This window comes from Chryseobacterium sp. FR054, assembly GCF_056844565.1.
Window position 1 is genome coordinate 251509 of record NZ_JBXDSA010000005.1, and the last position, 20652, is coordinate 272160.

At 39.7% G+C, this 20652-nt stretch carries 22 protein-coding genes; 15 read left to right on the plus strand and 7 right to left on the minus strand.

Annotated elements, in window-relative coordinates; genetic code table 11:
- Nucleotides 1-183: 183 nt before the first annotated feature.
- Both AC106S_RS20170 and AC106S_RS20175 read left to right on the plus strand, forming a co-directional pair.
- Nucleotides 184-2349 carry an alkaline phosphatase PhoX gene (locus AC106S_RS20170; RefSeq protein ID WP_482441474.1) on the plus strand — a complete coding sequence of 722 codons (2166 nt, stop codon included), beginning with the start codon at nucleotides 184-186 and terminating at the stop codon, nucleotides 2347-2349.
- 59 nt (nucleotides 2350-2408) lie between these two features.
- The gene (locus AC106S_RS20175) at nucleotides 2409-3308 is read left to right on the plus strand and encodes a leucine-rich repeat domain-containing protein (protein ID WP_482441476.1); all 900 of its coding nucleotides are present in this window, start codon (nucleotides 2409-2411) and stop codon (nucleotides 3306-3308) included.
- Between the two features lie 2 nt (nucleotides 3309-3310).
- Here the strand turns inward: AC106S_RS20175 and AC106S_RS20180 are convergent, their stop codons facing one another.
- Complete coding sequence (locus tag AC106S_RS20180; RefSeq protein WP_482441477.1) at nucleotides 3311-3634, minus strand: translation initiation factor; 324 nt, start codon at nucleotides 3632-3634, stop codon at nucleotides 3311-3313.
- A 210-nt stretch (nucleotides 3635-3844) separates the two neighbouring features.
- On the opposite strand from AC106S_RS20180, the gene AC106S_RS20185 reads away from it, so the two are divergent.
- From AC106S_RS20185 to AC106S_RS20210, 6 genes are all read left to right on the plus strand, one after another.
- Entirely contained in the window at nucleotides 3845-5089 is a 1245-nt protein-coding gene (locus AC106S_RS20185) for a DUF2268 domain-containing putative Zn-dependent protease (RefSeq protein WP_482441479.1), read from the plus strand.
- A gap of 449 nt (nucleotides 5090-5538) precedes the next feature.
- The gene (gene gpmI / locus AC106S_RS20190; protein ID WP_482441481.1) at nucleotides 5539-7080 is read left to right on the plus strand and encodes a 2,3-bisphosphoglycerate-independent phosphoglycerate mutase; all 1542 of its coding nucleotides are present in this window, start codon (nucleotides 5539-5541) and stop codon (nucleotides 7078-7080) included.
- 153 nt (nucleotides 7081-7233) lie between these two features.
- The gene (locus AC106S_RS20195; protein ID WP_482441482.1) at nucleotides 7234-8211 is read left to right on the plus strand and encodes an acyl-ACP desaturase; all 978 of its coding nucleotides are present in this window, start codon (nucleotides 7234-7236) and stop codon (nucleotides 8209-8211) included.
- Nucleotides 8212-8304: 93 nt separating this feature from the next.
- Entirely contained in the window at nucleotides 8305-8736 is a 432-nt protein-coding gene (locus tag AC106S_RS20200; protein WP_482441484.1) for a BT0820 family HAD-type phosphatase, read from the plus strand.
- Between the two features lie 80 nt (nucleotides 8737-8816).
- Complete coding sequence (gene map, locus AC106S_RS20205) at nucleotides 8817-9626, plus strand: type I methionyl aminopeptidase (protein WP_482441486.1); 810 nt, start codon at nucleotides 8817-8819, stop codon at nucleotides 9624-9626.
- Nucleotides 9626-10393, plus strand: a complete 768-nt coding sequence (locus AC106S_RS20210) for a class I SAM-dependent methyltransferase (RefSeq protein WP_482441488.1) — start codon at nucleotides 9626-9628, stop codon at nucleotides 10391-10393. Before map ends, AC106S_RS20210 begins: the two co-directional genes overlap by 1 nt.
- Nucleotides 10394-10446: 53 nt before the next feature.
- Here AC106S_RS20210 and AC106S_RS20215 read toward each other — a convergent pair whose 3' ends face one another.
- The 3 genes from AC106S_RS20215 to AC106S_RS20225 all read right to left on the minus strand — a co-directional run bounded on the left by AC106S_RS20215 (nucleotide 10447) and on the right by AC106S_RS20225 (nucleotide 12333).
- A complete protein-coding gene (locus AC106S_RS20215; protein ID WP_482441490.1) occupies nucleotides 10447-11154 on the minus strand; it encodes a T9SS type A sorting domain-containing protein in 708 nt (235 codons plus the stop codon).
- 67 nt (nucleotides 11155-11221) lie between these two features.
- On the minus strand, nucleotides 11222-11548 hold the full coding sequence (locus AC106S_RS20220) for a DMT family transporter (RefSeq protein WP_482441491.1): 327 nt from the start codon (nucleotides 11546-11548) through the stop codon (nucleotides 11222-11224).
- Nucleotides 11549-11769: 221 nt separating this feature from the next.
- Entirely contained in the window at nucleotides 11770-12333 is a 564-nt protein-coding gene (locus AC106S_RS20225; protein WP_482441628.1) for a Crp/Fnr family transcriptional regulator, read from the minus strand.
- A gap of 198 nt (nucleotides 12334-12531) precedes the next feature.
- On the opposite strand from AC106S_RS20225, the gene era reads away from it, so the two are divergent.
- The gene (gene era, locus AC106S_RS20230) at nucleotides 12532-13407 is read left to right on the plus strand and encodes a GTPase Era (RefSeq protein ID WP_482441493.1); all 876 of its coding nucleotides are present in this window, start codon (nucleotides 12532-12534) and stop codon (nucleotides 13405-13407) included.
- A 66-nt stretch (nucleotides 13408-13473) separates the two neighbouring features.
- Nucleotides 13474-13902, plus strand: a complete 429-nt coding sequence (locus AC106S_RS20235) for a DoxX family protein (protein ID WP_482441494.1) — start codon at nucleotides 13474-13476, stop codon at nucleotides 13900-13902.
- Nucleotides 13903-13958: 56 nt separating this feature from the next.
- On the opposite strand, the gene AC106S_RS20240 is transcribed toward AC106S_RS20235, so the two are convergent.
- Nucleotides 13959-14120: a bacteriocin-like protein gene (locus AC106S_RS20240; protein WP_153391867.1), complete on the minus strand. Its 162-nt coding sequence runs from the start codon at nucleotides 14118-14120 to the stop codon at nucleotides 13959-13961.
- 120 nt (nucleotides 14121-14240) lie between these two features.
- On the opposite strand from AC106S_RS20240, the gene AC106S_RS20245 reads away from it, so the two are divergent.
- The 3 genes from AC106S_RS20245 (at nucleotide 14241) to AC106S_RS20255 (ending at nucleotide 18237) form a co-directional block, all read left to right on the plus strand.
- Nucleotides 14241-16643, plus strand: coding sequence for a S9 family peptidase (locus tag AC106S_RS20245; protein ID WP_482441496.1), 2403 nt, complete (start codon nucleotides 14241-14243; stop codon nucleotides 16641-16643).
- A 72-nt stretch (nucleotides 16644-16715) separates the two neighbouring features.
- Nucleotides 16716-17438: a hypothetical protein gene (locus AC106S_RS20250; protein WP_482441498.1), complete on the plus strand. Its 723-nt coding sequence runs from the start codon at nucleotides 16716-16718 to the stop codon at nucleotides 17436-17438.
- Between the two features lie 73 nt (nucleotides 17439-17511).
- Nucleotides 17512-18237, plus strand: coding sequence for a hypothetical protein (locus tag AC106S_RS20255; RefSeq protein WP_482441499.1), 726 nt, complete (start codon nucleotides 17512-17514; stop codon nucleotides 18235-18237).
- A 218-nt stretch (nucleotides 18238-18455) separates the two neighbouring features.
- On the opposite strand, the gene AC106S_RS20260 is transcribed toward AC106S_RS20255, so the two are convergent.
- Nucleotides 18456-18611, minus strand: coding sequence for a hypothetical protein (locus AC106S_RS20260; RefSeq protein ID WP_482441501.1), 156 nt, complete (start codon nucleotides 18609-18611; stop codon nucleotides 18456-18458).
- Between the two features lie 34 nt (nucleotides 18612-18645).
- The gene (locus AC106S_RS20265) at nucleotides 18646-19335 is read right to left on the minus strand and encodes an HAD family hydrolase (RefSeq protein ID WP_482441503.1); all 690 of its coding nucleotides are present in this window, start codon (nucleotides 19333-19335) and stop codon (nucleotides 18646-18648) included.
- Between the two features lie 78 nt (nucleotides 19336-19413).
- Here AC106S_RS20265 and AC106S_RS20270 point away from each other — a divergent pair, with 78 nt between their 5' ends.
- Both AC106S_RS20270 and AC106S_RS20275 read left to right on the plus strand, forming a co-directional pair.
- A complete protein-coding gene (locus AC106S_RS20270; RefSeq protein ID WP_482441505.1) occupies nucleotides 19414-19977 on the plus strand; it encodes a Crp/Fnr family transcriptional regulator in 564 nt (187 codons plus the stop codon).
- Nucleotides 19978-20091: 114 nt separating this feature from the next.
- On the plus strand, nucleotides 20092-20595 hold the full coding sequence (locus AC106S_RS20275; protein WP_482441506.1) for a GNAT family N-acetyltransferase: 504 nt from the start codon (nucleotides 20092-20094) through the stop codon (nucleotides 20593-20595).
- The last annotated feature ends 57 nt before the right edge of the window (nucleotides 20596-20652 follow it).

Consider the following 20652-nt stretch of genomic DNA (forward strand, 5'->3'; position numbering starts at 1 on the left):
TAAAGGTTTGAGGCTGGAAGAGGGAAGCGATGAAAGTCATTGACCACTGGATTTTAACAATTATTTAATCCACTTAACATTAAATTCCAGATTAATTAACAAATATCAGGATATATTTAAAATCCTATTAACGGAGGTGCCGGCTCAAAAAAATAGTTTTGCAGGGTCTAATAAATCAAAAAAATGAAGAAAAAACTACTAGCAATCGGAGCTCTCGCGTTAGTTGCGGGCTTTAACGTACAGGCACAGACTATTGTTTTCGACAGAAACTCATCCTGGAGTTACAGAGATCTGGACCAGGCGCAGCCGAATGAATGGAAAACCAAAACCTATGACATTTCTGCATGGCCGGTAGGAAACGGCCCGTTGGGATATGGTGATCCTGTAACAACAACCATTCATAATGGAGCTACCGGACTTGTCACGGCTTACTTTGCAAAAGATTTTACCGTGAATCTTTCAACCCTTTCAGATGAAATGGAACTTGGAGTAATGAGAGATGACGGAATTATTGTTTACCTGAACGGAGTAGAAGTGGTAAGGGATAATATGCCTGCCGGTGCTGTTACGTTCAATACATTTTCATCCACAACCATTGACGGAGCGGCAGAAAACGTATACAATCTTTTCACAATCCCGAAATCTAAATTTGTAAACGGAATCAACAGAATTTCTGTTGAACTCCACAACAGAAGCGTAACAAGTTCTGATCTCAGAATCGATGCCTATCTGAAAACTAAAGTAACCACCACGCCTCAGCCGACTGCCTGTAACGGAACGCATATCAGCTGTTTTACCTCTATCGTTCCTACCGCACAAACCAATAAACTGATTATTCCGGCTGAACATAAATACCAGCTCATCCTGAAAGAAGGAGATAATTATACAGAAGGAGGCGGAATGGTAGGCGGGCAGAATGACTTTACGGCGTATGTTGCCAGGTCGGGAAGCAGCACAGACGGATACCTTTCCGTAAACCATGAAACGAATCCGGGTGGAGTAACTATGGCAGAAGTAAACTATAATACAAGTACCAAACTTTGGCAGCTTACAAGATCCAGAGCGGTAAGTTTCTCAGCTCCGAGCCTTGTTCAGACCATCAGGAACTGTTCGGGAGGAATTACACCCTGGGGAACAGTTGTTACTGCTGAAGAATCTGTAACATCCAGCGATGTGAATGGTGACGGATATAAGGACTACGGATGGCTCGTGGAAATAGATCCTGCTACTGCACAGGTCGTTTCTAAAAATCCTGACGGTTCCAAAGGAAAGCTCTGGCAGATGGGAATCATGAACCATGAAAATGTAGTGATCAACAATGCCGGAACCATAGCTTATTATGGTGAAGACGGCGGAACTCACATGGTATATAAGTATGTGATGGATACCCCGAATGATCTGTCTTCAGGAAATCTTTATGTACTGAAACTGGATCAGGGACTGAATGCTTCCGGAGATCCGGCAGGAACCACCGCAACATGGGTTCAGATTCCTAATAAAATAAAGGCAGACCAGAACAATACTGCCGGACTTGCCCAGTCTTTGGGAGGAACCAGATTCAACGGAGTGGAGGACGTGGATATCAGCCCGCTGGACGGAAAGATTTACTTTACAGCAAAAGGTCTTGATAAGGTATACCGTCTTCAGGATAACGGAACTACGGCTTCCCAGGTAGAAACATTCGTTGGAGGTGCTTCTACGGCTTATTCATTCAATACCGCTCAGGGAATGAAAACCGAAGCATGGGGAGATGGAAACGATAACCTTACCTTTGATGAGCGTGGAAACCTTTGGGTGCTTCAGGACGGAGGGAAAAACTATATCTGGGTTATTGCACCGGACCATACCCAGGCAAATCCTAAAGTGAGATTGTTTGCTTCAATGCCGGCAGGTTCAGAACCAACGGGACTTACCTTTACTCCGGATCATAAATTTGGCTTCTTCTCTATTCAGCATCCTGACTCTACTATTTCAACGGATATTGATGCCACAGGAAATACTGTTGATTACAGAGGGAAATCAGCAACAGTGGTCATTGCCCTGAAAGAAAATCTCGGAACCAACGGTTCATTGGGAACCATTGATAGCCAGACTTCTGAAACTACTGTGACAGTGGCCCCTAATCCTACTTCCGGAATCGTGAAGATCAATTCGGAAAAAGGGTTGAAAGATATTCTGGTAACCGTTTACAGTATGGATGGAAAAATCGTTTATACAAAGAAGTTCAACGGTTTAAACAGAGCTCTGGAGTTTGACTTTACGAAGCAGCTGGAAGCATCCCGTATTTTGGTTTTGAATATCGAAGCTGAAGGAGGGTTTCAGAAAACAGTAAAATTATTAAAGAAATAAGTATTAATAATTCCCGTCCGTTGCGGCAGCGAAGCTGCCGCAACGGACACTTTTTATCTATGAAAAAAATCCTTCTGCCGGTTTCCGTTTTCTTTCTTTTTCAGGCAAAAGCCCAGATCGACCCTGTAAAATATCCAACCTTTACAAATATTGAAGAAGCTTTGAGCAGTGATAAAACTGTATACAGTATGAGTTTCCGGGAAAAAGGCATGTTTAACCTTCCCCCTCAAATTGCCGGACTGAAGTCACTTTTCTTTTTGAATATCATGGGAAATAAGCTTGAACAGATGGATCAGGAAATTTTTACTTTAAAAGAACTGACGATCCTGAATGTCAATGAAAACAATATTAAGTTTATCCCTGATGAAATCGGAATGCTGACAAAGCTGGAAACTTTTTCAATGAATCTCAATGGACTTACACGCATCAACCCGAATGTGGTGAAGCTTCAGCGGTTAAAAGCTGTACATCTGGAAGCCAATAATCTGAATGTGTTTCCGGAAGCATTGATGGAAATTCCGTCTTTGGAAGAAATTAACCTTCAGGGAAACCAGATCAGTTTTATTACAGATCGTATAGACAACATCAAAAATCTGAAGTTTTTGAATCTTGCAGAAAACCAGATCAACGATATGGAAAGCCTTTCCTTTCCTGAAAATCTGAAATACCTGGAACTTCAGCAGAATGCCATTGTGAAATTACCTGAAACACTTTTCAGACTTCGAAAGCTCGAATACCTGAATGCCAGTGGAAATAACATCTCCCAAATTTCATCAAAGATCAAAGGTTTAAAAAACATGACCAGTATGAATCTGGCGGGTAATAACCTGAAAAGTATCCCGATTGAGATTACCCGGTTGAAAAACCTGAAAACATTGATCCTTACAGGGAATCCATTAGATAAAACTGAAATAGAACAATTAAAGAAGCTGATGCCGGAAACCCAGATCTATTTCTAGGTCTATCCGCCGACTCTTTTGGTTTTATATCCCATTTCTTTAAGGATATTCATGATCTTATCACGGTTGGCTCCCTGAATAATAATCGTACCATCCTTTTCAGAACCGCCTATTCCTAAGGTCGTTTTTATTTTTTTTGAGATCTTTTTTAAATCTTCTTCACTGCCTTCCCAGCCTTCGACAATGGTAACAGGCTTACCGTTTCTGCCTTTCTTCTCAAACTTGCATACCAATGGTTCTTTCTGCTTGAATTCTTCTTCAGGCATTTCAAAATCCTGCTCCTCATGGTCAGGAAAAAGGTTCTTCAATTGATCTCGTAAATCCATAAAACAAAATTAATAATAATTAATTTAATGAAACAAATAATTGAACAAACCGGAGCATTTTAAGCACACTGGAAAATAGAAGAAGAGAAGTTGCTTTTAAAATTTTCCTGCTTCCATGCCCCGTCTTCCATACCTCTTGAACAAATTTTTGTTTTTTCGTATAATATTTTCCTACTTTACGCTGTTAAATAAAAAAACTCATAAAAAACCATGAAAATAAAATCCTATCAGATTCTTGCGGCCTGTTTTCTCACTTATGCAACAGTAAATGCACAGACGGGATTTTCCGATGATCCGATGAATGCAATCTTTGAAACCGGTGATACCGACCGTTTCTGGAAAGCTTTCGATAAAATGGAAACTTCTAAAGAAAATCCGTTTGCAGACTATATGAAAAATGGTTCACCGGGAGTAAAAGGCTTTACAGAGTTCAGAATTATTAATGCCGATTCCCTGTATACAATGGTCAGAAAACGGAAGGAAGATTACCTGAAAAGCCGAAATGTTCTTGCCGGAGTAGGGCAGAAAGAAAAAAGGGCGAGAGCTATTTACAGCGCAATGAAATACTGGCATCCGGAAGCTAAATTTCCTCCCGTTTATTTTGTCTATGGCCGGTTCAATTCCGGGGGGACAGTTTCCAAAGACGGAATTATTATCGGGACGGAAATGCTGAATAACCTGGATGGGGTAATGGGACTTGTTGCCCACGAACTGATCCATTTTCAGCAGAATATCAAAGGGGATGGCAGTTTATTAAAAAATACCCTGATGGAAGGTGGTGCTGATTTTATCAGCGAAATGATTTCAGGTGAAAATATCAATACCGGAGCTTTTCGTTATGGAGAAGCCCATCTGGAAGCTTTATGCAGAGAATTCGTTACCCGGTTGAAAAATGATGATAACACAGACTGGCTATACGGAACCAGTAAAAAAGACGACAGACCCAACGACCTGGGATATTGGATGGGGTATAAAATTTCGGAATCTTATTTCATGAGGCAAAAAGATAAACATAAAGCGATCCATGATATCCTCAATATTGAAGATCCGTTGGAATTCCTGAAAGAAAGCGGCTTTTTGGATCCTTATATCAGAGAATACACGAAAAATCAAAAAATGAAATTTGAGGATTTTTACAAACCCTATTCAGACGAAACCCATGAAGTAACTTTCACTGTAAGTGTTCCTGATAAAAATGATGAGGTATACATTACCGGAAACCAGCCGGAATTGGGAAACTGGACACCATCCTCCATTAAAATGAACAGGAAAAGTGCCAGAGAAAGGAGCATTACCTTAAAAATACATCTTCCCGCCCAGTTTAAATTCACCAAAGGAAACTGGGAGATTCAGGCAGATGTAAAAGGAAAAAACAAATGGCAGAATATTAGAATTGAAGAAAAACCTTCAAAGCCGGTACATTATGAAATTACAAACTGGTCTGATAATCAATAAATAAAGATTGGAAAATCTGCTCAATCTGTATAATCTGCGGAAACAAAACTATATATTATCTGTATTTTTGTTTCCGCAGATTTTAATTTCCGACAGATCTTTCAAATCTCACAGGTTTATAAATTTTAAAACAGCCGGAGGCTAATCCATCACTTCATTGAATCAACGGAGTTGATTCCGCTCTTTGCATGCTTTAAATCAGCATTGTCTATAAATGAACTTTGCGCTTGAAAAAGTATTAATACAAATTTTCCCACGGATACACAGCTGCTTATAAATATTTTTGGCTTGCAGATTATGCAGATCCGGCAGACTTTATGAGAAACTGTTACAAAATGAAGATTGAATTTACACTGAATATTAAAATTCAGCACACAGTTAAAATTCAACACTGCAAATTCTTCTGTTCATCGGAAATTAGGTAAATTTGTATAACAAAAGTTTACAAAATGTCAAAAAAAGCAATATTAGCAATCCTTGACGGATGGGGGCTGGGCATGAACCCGGAAGTTTCAGCAATAGATAAAGCAGATACCCCGTTTATCGACAGCTGTTATAAAAAATTTCCCCATACAACCCTTGAAGCAAGCGGCCTGGCAGTAGGACTTCCCGCAGGACAGATGGGGAATTCCGAAGTGGGGCATATGAATTTAGGAGCAGGAAGAGTGGTGTATCAAAACCTGGTAAAACTCAATATGGCAGTGGAAAACGGTACTTTGGGACAGGAAAAAGTCATTCAGGATGCTTTTGAATATGCTAAAAAAGAAAATAAAAAAGTACACTTCATAGGACTGGTTTCCAACGGAGGTGTGCATTCCCATATCAATCATCTCAAAGGGCTTTTAACGGCAGCCAAAGAATCCGGACTCAACGAAAATGTTTTTGTTCATGCATTTACAGACGGAAGAGACTGTGATCCGCATTCAGGATTAGGTTTTATCGAAGAGCTTCAGAAACACATGGAGGCAACTACCGGAAAACTGGCAACCATTGTGGGGCGCTATTACGCTATGGACAGAGATAAAAGATGGGAACGTGTAAAATTGGCATATGATGCCCTTGTAGAAGGGGTAGGCCTTCAGACTACGGATGCAGCAGCGGCTATTAAAGCTTCTTATGATAACAATATAACAGACGAATTCCTCAAACCTGTCATTATGGTCAATACCACGGCAACCGGAAATGTGGTGCCCGTGGCTAAGATTATCGATAATGATGTGGTGATCTGTTTCAATTTCCGTACAGACAGGGGCCGTGAAATTACAGAAGTTCTTTCTCAGAAAGATTTTCCGGAATATTTTATGCGTAAACTAAACCTTTACTACGTTACACTGACCAACTATGACAAAACATTTCAGAATGTACAGGTTGTTTTCGACGAAAATGTTCTTCAGGATACTATGGGAGAAGTACTTGAAAGAAACGGTAAAACCCAGATCAGAATTGCTGAAACAGAGAAATATCCTCACGTGACATTTTTCTTCTCAGGAGGAAGGGAAAAAGAATTTGAAGGAGAAAGAAGGCTGCTGTGCCCAAGCCCGAAAGATGTTCCTACTTACGATCTGAAGCCGGAAATGTCAGCTTACGACATTACCAATGCTATTGTTCCGGAACTGGAAAACGGCACCGCAGATTTTGTATGTTTAAACTTTGCCAATACCGATATGGTAGGGCATACCGGAGTTTTTGAAGCCGCAGTAAAAGCAGCGGAAACAGTAGATAAATGCATTGAAAAAGTGGCCACAGCTGCTTATGAAAACGGATATGCAGTATTCATTCTGGCAGACCACGGAAATTCCGATGTAATGATCAACCCGGACGGAACCCCTAATACCCAGCATTCAACCAACCTGGTTCCTTTTATTGTGATGGATAAAGACCATACCTGGAACCTGAAGCCCGGTAAACTGGGAGATGTTGCCCCAACCATCCTGAAGGTAATGGGAGTGGAAATTCCGGAAATCATGACAGGAAATATTTTAGTTAGCTAAAATTCAATAATAATGTTAAAAAAATGCCGTTCTATAATTACATGCCGGCATTTTTTTATGATTTATGTCAGACATGATATGAGTTGCATACTTTATTATGCGGTAAATAATAAATAAATCATATCTTTGCTGTTTAAAATTAATAGAGTTACAATGTATCAAAAGCTTGTTAGGAAAGAAGTAATGGGAATTCTGGAAAAGGAAGTAGGTTCTTTTCTTGAAAAATTTTTAACGCCGATCGAAAAGATCTGGCAGCCTTCAGATATGCTTCCGGATCCTTCAAGCGATGATTTTAAACATGATCTGGAAGAAATTCAGACCTTCGCCCGTGAAATGCCTTATGATCTGTTTGTAACCCTGATCGGGGACTGTATCACAGAAGAAGCTCTGCCTTCTTACGAATCCTGGCTGATGGGAGTAGACGGAGTGAATCAGGAAGAAAGCGTAGGCTGGGTAAACTGGGTAAGAGCCTGGACTGCTGAAGAAAACAGACATGGAGACCTACTGAATAAATACCTTTACCTGTGCGGAAGAGTGAACATGAGAGAAGTGGAAATTACGACTCAATACCTGATCAACGATGGTTTTGATCTGGGAACAAGCATGGACCCGTACAGAAATTTCGTGTATACAAGCTTCCAGGAAACAGCGACCAACATTTCCCACCGTAGGGTAGGAACACTGGCAAAACAGTCCGGAAACGGAAAACTGGCAAAAATGTGCGGGGTAATTGCTGCCGATGAAGCGAGACATGCCAAAGCTTACAAACATTTCGTAGCCAAAATCCTTGAAATTGATCCTTCGGAAATGATTCTTGCCTTTGAAGATATGATGCGCAAAAAAATTGTAATGCCTGCCCACCTGATGAGACAGTCCGGGCAGAAAGCAGGAGAGCTTTGGGGGCATTTCTCAGATGCAGCGCAGAGATGTATGGTATACACAGGCCAGGATTACATCAATATTCTGAAAGACCTGCTGGACGAATGGAAGATAGAACATGTAAAAGGACTTACTGAAAAGGCTGAAAAAGCTCAGGAATATCTAATGAAACTGCCGGCGAGACTTCAGAAGATCACAGACAGGGTTTCTACTCCCGATCTTCAGTTTCAGTTCAGCTGGGTAAAAAGTTAGTCCACATAATCATTAAATTATAAAACTAAGAGTGTCATCGTTTTTTGGCACTCTTTTTATTTCTTATCTTTGCAAAGCTAAAAAAAGAACAAAATGTTAAATAATAAAAAAATTGCTGTTGATTTTGACGGAACTATTGTAGATGATGCGTATCCGGCAATTGGAAAAGCAAAAATCTTTGCTTTTGAAACCCTTAAAAGACTTCAGGGAGAAGGGTACAGACTGATTCTCTGGACATACAGACACGGGAAAACACTGGAGGAGGCCGTAGAATTCTGCAGACAGAACGGTATTGAGTTCTATGCAGTGAATTCCAGCTTTGAAGGAGAAGTGTTCGATTCTGCCACACAGTCCAGAAAACTGGATGCAGACTGGTTCATTGACGACAGAAATTTAGGAGGATTTCCGGGATGGGGAGAAATTTATAACATCATCCAGGAAAGAATAGAATTCCGGGTAGAAGGAAAAGAGGTCCTGGCTTATTCTAAACTTAAAAAAGAAAAGAAAAAAGGACTTTTCTGGTAGAAAAGACAAATAAATAATCTGGCAGCGTATCTGTTTGATATGATGGCGTTGCTACATTCATACATTGGTAAATTAAAACAATGATTCAGCTAAAAACAATAGAGGAACTCCGCCTGATGAAGGAGAGTGCCAGACTGGTTTCCAAAACACTGGGAATGCTGGCAAAAGAAATTAAACCGGGAATCAATACCTTATATCTGGATAAACTGGCGCACGATTTTATTAAAGATCATGGAGCAGAACCTGCCTTTTTAGGATATGGAGGTTTCCCTAATTCTTTATGTATTTCTCCCAACGAACAGGTTGTTCACGGTTTCCCTAATAAAGATATTGTAAAAGAAGGAGACGTTCTTTCCGTAGACTGTGGGGTAATTCTCAATGGTTTTGTAGGAGATCATGCCTATACCTTTGAAATAGGGGAAGTAAAGCCAGAGGTGAAAAAAATGCTTCAGGTAACCAAAGAATCCCTTTACAAAGGAATTGCACAGTGTGTAAGAGGAAAAAGAATCGGGGATATTTCCCATGCTATCCAGGCACATTGTGAAAAAGAAGGATACGGAGTAGTAAGAGAACTTGTAGGGCACGGTTTGGGCAGAAAAATGCATGAAGACCCTCAGGTTCCTAATTACGGCAGACAGGGAAGCGGAAAAGTGATCAAAGACGGTCTGGCTATTGCTATTGAGCCGATGATCAACCTCGGAACTGAAAAAGTAAAATTCCATAATGACGGCTGGACGGTAACGACATTGGATAATCTGCCTTCCGCACACTTCGAACATGACGTGGCGGTGATCAACGGTAAGCCGGTATTGCTTTCCACTTTCCAGTATGTTTATGAAGCTCTGGGTATTGTAAGTGATGAAGAAAAGCCATTCCAATTGGATTTTTAATGAAAAAAGTAACGAAACTTTTACTCAATAAAATTCCGCGTCCGGTGCTGATTAAAATGAGCATCTGGGCCAGACCGCTGATTTACCAGTTTTTCAAAGGAGATAAGTTCTTTGATCCTATTGACGGAAGGTCTTACCGCAAATTTCTTCCTTACGGATATGGAAAACAGAGAGAAAATGCTCTTTCTCCAGGTACTTTAAGCCTTGAAAGACACCGCCAGATGTGGCTGTACCTCCAGAATGAAACCGATTTTTTCATTAAAAACTATAAGGTGCTGCACATTGCTCCCGAACAGGAGTTTCTGAGAAAATTCAAACGGATGAGAAACCTGGATTACATTTCTGCTGATCTGTTTTCTCCGATTGTAGATGTAAAAGCAGACATCCTCGATCTGCCGTTTGCCGATGAAAGCTTCGATATTGTTTTCTGCAACCATGTTCTGGAACATATTGAAGATGATGCCAGAGCAATGAGCGAACTGTACAGGGTAATGAGGCCCGGTGGATGGGGAATCTTTCAGGTCCCTATGAAAAACTCACTGGAAAAAACATATGAGGATTTCTCGATCAAAGATCCTAAAGAACGCCAGAAACACTTCGGACAATATGATCATGTACGCTGGTACGGAATGGATTATTTCGACCGCCTCAGGAAGGCCGGTTTTGAAACCGAACCGGATTTTTATTCACAGAAATTCTCCGACGAGGAAATTAAAAAATACGGGCTGAGGCACAATGAAATTCTTCCCGTGGTTTTCAAAAAATAATAAAACCGTCTTCAGAATACTGAGGACGGTTTTATATTGATAGATAGAAGTGTTTATTCTTTTGTAAACGAAGAAGACTTATAGTTTTCAGCTGTCAGGATGTATTGTCCTTTTGGGAAATTTCCTGTTTTTATATTAAGCTTTTCTTCATTGCTTACCGTTTCATAGATCAGTTTTCCCTGCATATCAAAGATTTTAACGGGAAGTCCCTTTTTGATATTTTCCACGTACAGATCTTCTTTTACCGGATTGGGATATACCCTGAATATATTTTTCACAGGCTGCGCTTCTTTTGCGGCAAGGAATGAACTGTTGTAATAGACCTGGTTTCCGTTGGCCGGGTTGGTTACAATTAATGTACGTCCGGATCCGCTGGTTACAATCTCATAATTGAAAATACTTCCAATAGCCGGATAGTTGAAAAAATCAGAGTGTTTATTGTCATAATTTTCCACAGCAATCGCATTACTGCCTCCATATCCCCCAAGCGTACATGCAGAAACGGATTTTGTAAAGCTGTTGGTATTGGGAATAAAAACAATACCCAGCTGGCAGGTATTGAAATACGTTGAATTATACTGTATTTCTGATGTTCCGAACGTTTTGAAATTAGAAGCGCTAAGGGAAAGATCCATTGCCGGAGTGGTGATGGTCTGCCCGTTTGTTACAATTTTGAAAATATACCAATTGTTGTTAAAGAGTTCTGTGCTTTGAGCAGTCAAAAGGCCGCCTGTTAATAAAAATAATAATGCTTTTCTCATCTTCTTAGTTTTTTGCTAATGTAAGAAAAAATTATAGATATTTTCAAATACAGAAAACCAAGATATATTAATGAGAAACTGCTTTTAAACCTACTACGGAACCAATCAGGGTAACAATAAAGAATATTCTCCAGAAACTTACGGGATCTTTAAAAAAGAAAATTCCCATAAGGGCTGTTCCTACGGCACCTATTCCGGTCCATACGGCATAAGCGGTTCCTATCGGTAAAGTCTGTGTTGCTTTGATCAGAAGCACCATACTGATCGTCATGGTTACCAGAAATCCGGCGTACCAGTAATACATTTCAGTCCCGGAAGTTTCCTTAGCCTTCCCCAGACATGAAGCAAAAGCTACTTCAAACAGTCCGGCAATGATTAAAATAATCCAATTCATTTTCTTAAATTTTTCTCCTGCAAATTTCAGGATTTGAAAAGAAAAAAAATTTTACAAATGATAAAAAATGAATTTTCAGGCTTAATTTCAGGGATGAAGATTGCGGGAATTCATCTCAGTCCCCAATTGGTTTTAGTTATCGTTACCTTTACCTTTAAAATCAATAAAATAAGACTGCTGATTCACTCAGTTCAATAACTTCCATTCCTCCGGCTTCCCGGCTATTTAATTTCTGCCCGTATTCTGCTCAGGCTTACCTGGGTGATGCCCAGATAAGAAGCAATATGGCCCAGCTGTACTCTTTTCAGGAGATCAGGACTGTGGGTTATCAGGTCTTTATACCTTTCCAGAGAAGTTTTAAACTGTCTTGAAATAATCAGTTCTTCAGATTTTATCATTTCAGATTCAGCCAGTTTTCTTCCCCAGTTGGCGATATGGATATCCCCGTTAAATAAGGTTCTGAGACTCTCTGTTTCCAGTCTGTACAGATCACAGTCTTCCAGAAGCTCAATGCTTTCATAACCGGGTTTATCTTCCACATAACTTTTCATTGAGATAACCGTCTGACCTTCACTTCCGAACCAGAACGTGATATCATTCTCTGCTGTGGTTGCATAAGCCCTTGCAATACCTTTTCTGATAAAGTAAACATAAGGAATGATCTTATCCGCCTCCATAAGACAGAAGTGTTTTGGGTATGAAACCTCAGTAATATGTTTCTTCAGACTGGTTTTGGAAGCTTCAGGAAGAACATGTATACGGTCAAGGATCTGGTCTATATTCATAAAAAGAATTCTGGTCTTCAAAAATATCAGTTTTAGCCTATGCAATACAATAAAATATCTTCATTTTTCAGAATTCGGATTCCTGGAAATCATTTCTGAGGGCTGATTACCGGATACCGCTTTTTTCTTTCTAAAATTGGAGATAAACCCCGAAACCAATTTTGTTTTACTAACTTTGCAGTTCGTAATATTATTTTTATGCATAAAGCTGGATTTGTAAATATAGTCGGAAAGCCTAATGCCGGAAAATCTACCCTGTTGAATCAACTGATGGGAGAGAAGCTGGCTATTGTAACGCAAAAGGCTCAGACAACCCGTCACAGAATTTTTGGAATTTATAATGAAGATGACCTGCAGATCGTATTTTCCGATACCCCCGGTGTATTGGATCCTAAATACGGACTTCAGGAGAAAATGATGGATTTTGTAAAAGATTCCCTCCAGGATGCTGATGTTTTCCTGTTCATTGTAGATGTAACCGATAAAGCGGAACCTTCAGAATTTCTGATTGATAAACTGAATAAAATCCCGGTTCCCGTACTCCTTCTTTTAAATAAAGTAGACCAGACGGATCAGGAAGGACTGGAAAAACTGGTGGAATTATGGCATGGCAGAATCCCGAAAGCGGAAATCCTTCCCATTTCAGCACTGAATGCTTTCAATACGGAGATCATTCTTCCCAAACTGAAATCATTATTGCCGGAAAACCCTCCTTATTATGATAAAGACCAGTTTACAGACAAACCCGAAAGGTTTTTTGTGAACGAAGCAATCCGTGAAAAGATCCTTCTGAACTATGAAAAAGAAATTCCATATTCCGTGGAAGTGGTTACAGAGCAGTTCAAAGAAAAAGAAGGTATTATCTTCATCGATTCTATTATTTACGTGGAAAGAGATACCCAGAAAGGAATTATTATCGGCCATAAAGGAGAAGCCATTAAAAAAGTAGGAACAGAAGCAAGACTGGACCTTGAAAAGTTCTTTGGTAAAAAAATCCATCTGAATTTATTCGTTAAAGTGAAAAAAGACTGGCGTAAAAACGACAGGGATCTTAAAAATTTCGGATACAGATAAACTAAAAACACCGGAAATCCCGTTGTATTAAAAGATTTTTATTACCTTAGTCTAAATTTTTAGTAGATGAACTATTTAAATTCGAATTCCAGCTCAGTCCCTAAAGATCTTGTTTTATTAGTCGTGAGAGTATTTATTGGTTTTGCCATGCTGTCTCACGGTTTTCCTAAGCTTCAGATGCTTATCGGAGGAGGGAAAGCAGATTTTTTTGATTTTTTGGGAATGGGACCGCAGATCTCGCTGATCCTTGCCGTCTTTGCTGAATTTGTTTGTTCAATACTCCTGATACTGGGTCTTTTTACAAGGGTTTCATTAGGGTTTCTGATCTTTACCATGATCGTTGCTGCCTTTATGGTACATGGGGCAGATCCTTTTAAGGATAGAGAAATGAGCCTGGTATACCTTTCTGTTTACCTTCTGCTGATGGTATTCGGAGCTGGAAAGATATCTGTGGATCATATGATAGAGAAAAGAAGAAGAGCTTCAGAATGGTAAGCTAAAATCTGTAAATAAAAAGAGGCACCCCGGAAATGAGGTGCCTCTTTTGCATTTTACGGTCTGCACGGGGATGAAGTCGGGATGCAGTCCCAGATGGGTGATCCGTGCTCTGTTCTGCCTACTACACAGGCTCTGTACCCGTCATCACATAAAGGAGCACTTCCTCCGATAATTGTTTTCAGATTGCTCTTTGATAATTTTCTTAAATTTTTCATATTATTTTATTTTGAATGATAAATGTAAGTGAAAAAAATCAAATATATCCCTTTGGTGGGATTATTTTAATAAATTTTATACATCTTTTAATTTTCATTATATTAGTAAAAATGATTTTTATGAAGATAAAGCTGACTATCTGTCTCCTTGCATTTCTTAATTTTTATGATGCACAGGAAAATATTGCTTACCAAAAACCATCTGCTGAAATCCTTAAACTGGCAGATTATGAAAGACCTCCCGGCGTTCTGATGAACAGTAAAAAAGACTGGATTGTTTTTACCTACCGTCCTACCTATAAAACACTGGAAGATCTCAACCAGCAGGAACTGAAACTGGGCGGGCTACGGGTAAATCCGGTCACCAATATTTCAAGTACGGTTACTTATTCAAATAATCTGAAAATCAGAAAAATAAATGATAAGAATGAAATACAGGTCAGAAATCTTCCTGCCGATCCTAAAATAACCTCCATTTCATTCTCCCCGGACGAAAAAAAACTGGCTTTTACCAATACAACAGGAAAAGGAGTGGAACTCTGGATCGTAGATATGGAAACAGCCACAGCCAAAAAGATAACAAATGATAATCTGAATGCCAATCTGGGAACCCCATACCTTTGGTACAATGATTCACAAAATTTACTGATCAGAACTCTTCCTCAGAACAGGCCTGCTCTTATCAATTCAGATAAAGACCTGCCCACAGGACCCATTGTTTCTACTGCAGACGGCAAAGTTTCACAGAACAGAACCTATCAGGACCTTCTGAAAAATCCTCAGGATGAAAAAAACTTTGAAGTTATTGCCGCTTCGGAAGTTTACAGTGTTGATCTGAACGGTACCCTGAAAAAGGTAAAAGATAAGGATATGTATGCCGGACTGAGCTTTTCTCCCGACGGAAACTATCTGATGGCGGTTGTGATAAAAAAGCCCTTTTCCTATATTGTCCCTTACAGCAGGTTTCCGCTCACCACTACGGTATATGACATGAAAGGAAATACCGTAAAAGTAGTCAACGAAGTTCCTTTGAATGAAATCATGCCCAAAGGGTTTTCTTCTGTGAGAACCGGAAAAAGAAATATGGGATGGAGAAGCGATGCTCCCGCTACATTAACGTATGTAGAAGCGCTGGATGGCGGGGACCAGTCTAAACAGGCAGATTTCAGAGATGAAATATTTACCTGGGAAGCACCTTTTACAGCATCTCCCAAATCATTCTTTAAAACAAAACAGAGATATGAAGGAGCGCAATGGTCCAACGATCATTATGCTGTTATTTCCGAAGGATGGTATGATACCAGAAATACAAAATCTTTCCTGGTAGACCTTAACAACGGTGAATCGAAAGTGATTGAAGACCGGAACTCCCAGGACGTGTACAATGATCCGGGAAGATTCAATACGACTAAGAACCAGTATGGAAGATATGTGATTGATATGAAAGGCGGAAAATCTTACCTGATTGGTGATGGCTTTACCAAAGACGGACAGCATCCTTTTATCGATGAAATGGATATGAAATCACTGAAAAAGAAAAGACTGTACACCTCGGATCTTAAAAATGCCAAAGAAGAAATTATAGATATTCTGAATCCGGCAAAAGGGGAAATTCTCACCACACAGCAATCTTCCAGCCAATACCCGAATTACTTCAGGAAGAACGTTAAATCTCAGAAAACAGAAGCCGTTACCAGCTTTGCCAATCCTTTTGAAAGCATTAAAGATGTATACAAAGAAGTGATTACCTATAAAAGAAATGATGGGGTAACATTAACCGGTACACTTTATCTCCCGGCAGGATACGACCGTAAAGCTAAAAAAGAAAAGCTTCCATTGCTCATCTGGGCTTATCCTACGGAATACAAAGACAAAAATACGGCAGGGCAGAATACCCAGAACCCCAATGACTTTACGTTCCCTTATTACGGTTCTTTTGTTTACTGGACTACAAAGGGATATGCCGTACTGGATGATGCTGCTTTCCCGATCATCGGAGAAGGAAAAACAGAACCGAACGATACCTTCATTCCTCAGCTGGTTGCTAATGCTGAAGCAGCCATTAATGCAGTAGACCAGTTGGGATATATCGATAAAAAGAAAGTAGCAGTAGGAGGACATTCCTATGGAGCATTTATGACGGCCAATCTTCTTACCCATTCCAGATTATTTGCCTGCGGTATTGCCAGAAGCGGAGCGTATAACAGAACACTGACCCCGTTCGGATTCCAGATGGAGCAGAGAAATTACTGGGATGTTCCGGAAATTTATAATACAATGTCTCCTTTCATGCATGCCGACCAGATGAAAACTCCATTACTGTTGGTGCACGGTGATGCGGACAATAACCCCGGAACCTTTACCCTTCAGACCGAAAGGTATTTCCAGGCCCTGAAAAACCTGGGAGCTCCGGTAAAAATGGTTCTTCTGCCAAAAGAGGCACACAGTTATCAGGCCAAAGAAAATATCCTGCATCTTTTATGGGAACAGGATCAGTTCCTTGAAAAATGTTTAAAGAAATAGAAAATAAATGAAGACAAAGCCCGTTCAACAGTAGCGGGCTTTTCTTTTCCGCAGAAACTGATAACCGTACTTATGAAACCATACTGTATCTTACTTCTGATTCCTGCGCTGGGTTTCGGCCAGCTGTCTGACAAAACCAATGAGATTTATAAAAAACTGTCTGAAAGTAAAAGAGCAGAATCTTCTGCTATTGGATATGAGGGAGCGCGCAGCAGTGTATTTGAGCTTTATGCTGATCCGGATAAATATGCTTCAGGTCAGGAAATCGAGTATCTGGCTTATCACGGCACCCCGATTGTAAAAACATATGTTTCGCAGGCATTTTTTGCGAGAAAACTCAAAGGTCTTGATAAACTCTTTTCTTATTATTTAAAACATAACGACTCTGTTAGAATCATGTCAGGATGTGTCATTTATGATTCATTTCTTGCCAATGAACTCTATAAAAGTGTTTTTTGGGAAAAAGACGGTATGAAAATGAGGATAGCCGACAAAAAATTTGTCGACAGTATGAGAGCTCTTAAAGATCTGGATCCTATGAAGCTGGAAGTGTTGGATCAGCTTGATCCGGGAGAAAGCAAATGGAATGAAGCCGAACTTGATTCAGTGCTGATGAAATTTGAGCAGCTCGTTCTTAATGACCCGTCCCCAACAAAACGCTTAGTGGAACTTATTGCAGAAGTATATCATTATAAAGAAAAAAAACGTCCTGAATATTATGAAAGACTCGCTTATTTTGAAAAGAAATACAGTTCTGAAATTATTAAAGAATATCTGGAATTCTGTGGTAATTAGTGAAACACTAATGGGCGGATTGAGAAAATAATTTAATGGAAATTTCGTTTAACAGAAACTAATAATCCTACTTATGAAATTATATCATATTCTATTTCTGATTCCGGTCTGGGGATTAGGGCAGCTGTCCGGAAAAACAGATAAAATCTACAAGAAACTTTCTCTAAGCGATATGGTTGAATCTTCATCTGTCGGAGGATTTGCAGGAGCCGAAAGCGATGCTTACAAGCTTTATTCGGAATTAGGCAGAACAGCAACCGACAAAGAAATAGAGTATATAGCCTATAACGGGGTCCCGGTAAGTAAGACCTATGCTTCATACCTGGTATTCAGCCGTAAGCTGCCGTTTCTGGAAAAGCTTTTTGTTCATCATCTGAAAAACAATGATCCTGTTACCGTAGCGGAGGGCTGCATGGTTTCCCGTACGTTTCTTGCAGATGAGCTTTACAAATACATCTTCATGGAGAAAGAACATGTGAAAAGAGTAGAGGAAAATATCCGGTACAGAGACAGCCTTAAAGCGCTTAAAAATTCCGATCCTGAACTGCTGAACTCTGCTAACCGGAGAAATATGGAAAGAACCGGATGGACGGAAAAAGAAATAGATTCCGTGCTGATAAAACTGGAGAAAATGGTCCTTGATAACGATGCCTCTTCAAAAAATCTGATTGAATATATCGCCGAATTCAATTATTATACAGACCGGAAACACCCGGAGTATGCTGACCGGCTGGTTTATTTTGATAAAAAATACAGTTCTGAAATGATCCGGAAATATCTGGAGTTCTGCCGAAGCTGAAAAGGTTTATGAGCCTGCTTAGACTTTAGAATTTTATCATTGAAGATAATACTCCGCTTATAAAAAATTAAACAGACCCTTATTACTTAACCTCAATCCGGGATAAGAAAATCAGACTTTGACGGTCAGCTTATAAATTTCTGTAAAAAATATGATGGTATTTGAGCTTTTTTAAGTGCTTTGTAGGAGTACTCTGTTCATAGAATTGAATATATGATCTAAGGTGAGGTGAGCTCCGTAGGAGCGACCTGATAGTTATATTGAGTGATATATTCTTCTGATATAGCTTTAATGCAGACGAAATCTGAAAACAATTTTACACAACCCTGAATAACCAGTCCTGTGTAAAAATGTCTGATTGGTAATGGTTTCATGCTGAAAAGAAATATTAAACTCCTTAATCGGAACTTACAGATAATTCAGTACTTCATCAATGCTTTTCAGTTCCATAAAGCGCTCATGTTCCAGGGTATGTTCATGCTGCTCATGAGTCCATGTGACATGATAAGGAATATGAGCTGCCGATCCGCCGATTTCCAGAACAGGCATAATATCAGATTTTATCGAATTCCCCAGCATGAGAAAGTTTTCAGGCTGACAGTCCAGATGCTTTAATAGCTTTCTGTAATCGCTGTCCTTTTTGTCGCTCATAATCTCAATATGATGAAAATATTCCTGAAGCCCGGAATTTCTCAGTTTGCGCTCCTGATCCAGAAGATCTCCTTTTGTGGCTACTACCAGTCGGTATTTTCCTTTCAGACTTTCCAGGGTTTCCGTCACCCCTTCCAGCAATTCTATGGGTTTCTGAAGCAGCTCCCGGCCGATTTCAATAGTTCTGTTAATCAGCTGAAGGGAGGCCGTTCCGCCTGAAACCCTGCTAACCGTTTCGATCATACACAGCATAAAACCTTTTACCCCATAGCCATAAAGATGGAGATTCTGCATTTCTGTTTTAAACAGTTCCTGGGAAACCGAATGCCGGGGCAGATAATCTTCAAGCAGCGTACAGAACTCCTTTTCCGCTTCCTGGAAATAAGGTTCATTAATCCAAAGGGTATCATCTGCATCAAAAGCAATGGTGGTGATGTGATTATTCATTTTAGTTTTTGTATTTTTCTTACCGCAAAATTCAGAATAAAAAATAAACAGCGAAAGGACATTTGTCCCGGATATTATATGTTACGGACCAATCAGCTATTTTTAGAATATATAGAAAAACTTTACAGCAAAGAAGAAAATAAGGAAAACATCCTGTTGAGATCTTTTTCCAAAGGGGAAGATATGCTGATCCAGAACCGGAAACCTTCCGGGATCATGCTGATCAGAGAAGGCATCACCAAATGCTTTTTTGTGGAAGAGAACGGAAAAGAATATATCGTTGAATTTCTTGGAAAAGGAGAAATTGTAGGGGAGATAGAGCTGATCCGGAATATTCCGTGTTTATGCAGTATTGAAGCTTTGACGGAGGTCAGCGCTTATACGCTGTCAGTTCCTTTCTTCCGGTCTCTGATCAAAAACGATCTGGTTCTGAACAATCTGCTGCTCGATGTCTTTGCGCAAAGGATCGTCAATACCTCAAGCCGGGCATCTTATCAGCAGCTTTATACCACGGAACACACACTGTCACAGCTTCTTGAGCTTCAGCATCAGCAGGGAGTCAGTCTTTCAAAAGAAGATATGGCAGCTTATCTGGGAATTACGGTAAGAAGTTTAAACCGGGCTTTAAAAAATATAAATTAAATATCGCGTATTGTTTTTTTAGGGGGTATTTCTTTTTATTTATTTAAAATTTTATCTTTTTATTTAATTTATTTAAGGGTGTTGTTGAAATTTATTAATTTTGAACAAAAAATAATGAACGGGATCAGATTCAGAAATGCCGGGCCGGAAGATCTGGAGAAAATTGTTGAAATATACAATTCAACTATTGCTTCAAGAATGGTGACGGCTGATGTAGACGAAGTTAGTGTAGAAAGTAAGCATCAATGGTTTGAGGAACATCATCCGGATACAAGACCGCTTTGGATGGCAGAAGATCCTGAAGGTAAAACAGTAGGATGGGTAAGTTTCAGTTCGTTTCATGAAAGAGCTGCATACAGCGGAACAGCAGAGGTCAGCATTTATCTCGATGAAAGCTTCCGGGGAAAAGGATATGGCGGGGAAATTCTTCAGTATTGCATCGATAACGCCTCAAAATTTAAAATCCATACATTGGTCGCCCTCATTTTTCTTCACAATGAACCGAGTCTGAAGCTTTTCCGGAATTTCGGATTTGAAGACTGGGGAACATTACCTGAGGTTGCCATTCTGGACGGTGTGAAAAGAAGCCTGAAAATTCTGGGAAGAAAAGTTGATTAAATACAAAAGCGGCCTGGGTGACCGCTTATTCTGGTTTACTTAATTCTGTGAACTATA

What these genes read in the sequence shown, in the direction of transcription:
- AC106S_RS20170 (WP_482441474.1), top strand. Translation starts at nt 184, where the DNA reads ATGAAGAAAAAACTACTAGCAATCGGAGCTCTCGCGTTAGTTGCGGGC.
- AC106S_RS20175 (WP_482441476.1), top strand. Translation starts at nt 2,409, where the DNA reads ATGAAAAAAATCCTTCTGCCGGTTTCCGTTTTCTTTCTTTTTCAGGCA.
- AC106S_RS20180 (WP_482441477.1), bottom strand. Translation starts at nt 3,634, where the DNA reads ATGGATTTACGAGATCAATTGAAGAACCTTTTTCCTGACCATGAGGAG.
- AC106S_RS20185 (WP_482441479.1), top strand. Translation starts at nt 3,845, where the DNA reads ATGAAAATAAAATCCTATCAGATTCTTGCGGCCTGTTTTCTCACTTAT.
- gpmI (WP_482441481.1), top strand. Translation starts at nt 5,539, where the DNA reads ATGTCAAAAAAAGCAATATTAGCAATCCTTGACGGATGGGGGCTGGGC.
- AC106S_RS20195 (WP_482441482.1), top strand. Translation starts at nt 7,234, where the DNA reads ATGTATCAAAAGCTTGTTAGGAAAGAAGTAATGGGAATTCTGGAAAAG.
- AC106S_RS20200 (WP_482441484.1), top strand. Translation starts at nt 8,305, where the DNA reads ATGTTAAATAATAAAAAAATTGCTGTTGATTTTGACGGAACTATTGTA.
- map (WP_482441486.1), top strand. Translation starts at nt 8,817, where the DNA reads ATGATTCAGCTAAAAACAATAGAGGAACTCCGCCTGATGAAGGAGAGT.
- AC106S_RS20210 (WP_482441488.1), top strand. Translation starts at nt 9,626, where the DNA reads ATGAAAAAAGTAACGAAACTTTTACTCAATAAAATTCCGCGTCCGGTG.
- AC106S_RS20215 (WP_482441490.1), bottom strand. Translation starts at nt 11,154, where the DNA reads ATGAGAAAAGCATTATTATTTTTATTAACAGGCGGCCTTTTGACTGCT.
- AC106S_RS20220 (WP_482441491.1), bottom strand. Translation starts at nt 11,548, where the DNA reads ATGAATTGGATTATTTTAATCATTGCCGGACTGTTTGAAGTAGCTTTT.
- AC106S_RS20225 (WP_482441628.1), bottom strand. Translation starts at nt 12,333, where the DNA reads ATGAATATAGACCAGATCCTTGACCGTATACATGTTCTTCCTGAAGCT.
- era (WP_482441493.1), top strand. Translation starts at nt 12,532, where the DNA reads ATGCATAAAGCTGGATTTGTAAATATAGTCGGAAAGCCTAATGCCGGA.
- AC106S_RS20235 (WP_482441494.1), top strand. Translation starts at nt 13,474, where the DNA reads ATGAACTATTTAAATTCGAATTCCAGCTCAGTCCCTAAAGATCTTGTT.
- AC106S_RS20240 (WP_153391867.1), bottom strand. Translation starts at nt 14,120, where the DNA reads ATGAAAAATTTAAGAAAATTATCAAAGAGCAATCTGAAAACAATTATC.
- AC106S_RS20245 (WP_482441496.1), top strand. Translation starts at nt 14,241, where the DNA reads ATGAAGATAAAGCTGACTATCTGTCTCCTTGCATTTCTTAATTTTTAT.
- AC106S_RS20250 (WP_482441498.1), top strand. Translation starts at nt 16,716, where the DNA reads ATGAAACCATACTGTATCTTACTTCTGATTCCTGCGCTGGGTTTCGGC.
- AC106S_RS20255 (WP_482441499.1), top strand. Translation starts at nt 17,512, where the DNA reads ATGAAATTATATCATATTCTATTTCTGATTCCGGTCTGGGGATTAGGG.
- AC106S_RS20260 (WP_482441501.1), bottom strand. Translation starts at nt 18,611, where the DNA reads ATGAAACCATTACCAATCAGACATTTTTACACAGGACTGGTTATTCAG.
- AC106S_RS20265 (WP_482441503.1), bottom strand. Translation starts at nt 19,335, where the DNA reads ATGAATAATCACATCACCACCATTGCTTTTGATGCAGATGATACCCTT.
- AC106S_RS20270 (WP_482441505.1), top strand. Translation starts at nt 19,414, where the DNA reads ATGTTACGGACCAATCAGCTATTTTTAGAATATATAGAAAAACTTTAC.
- AC106S_RS20275 (WP_482441506.1), top strand. Translation starts at nt 20,092, where the DNA reads ATGAACGGGATCAGATTCAGAAATGCCGGGCCGGAAGATCTGGAGAAA.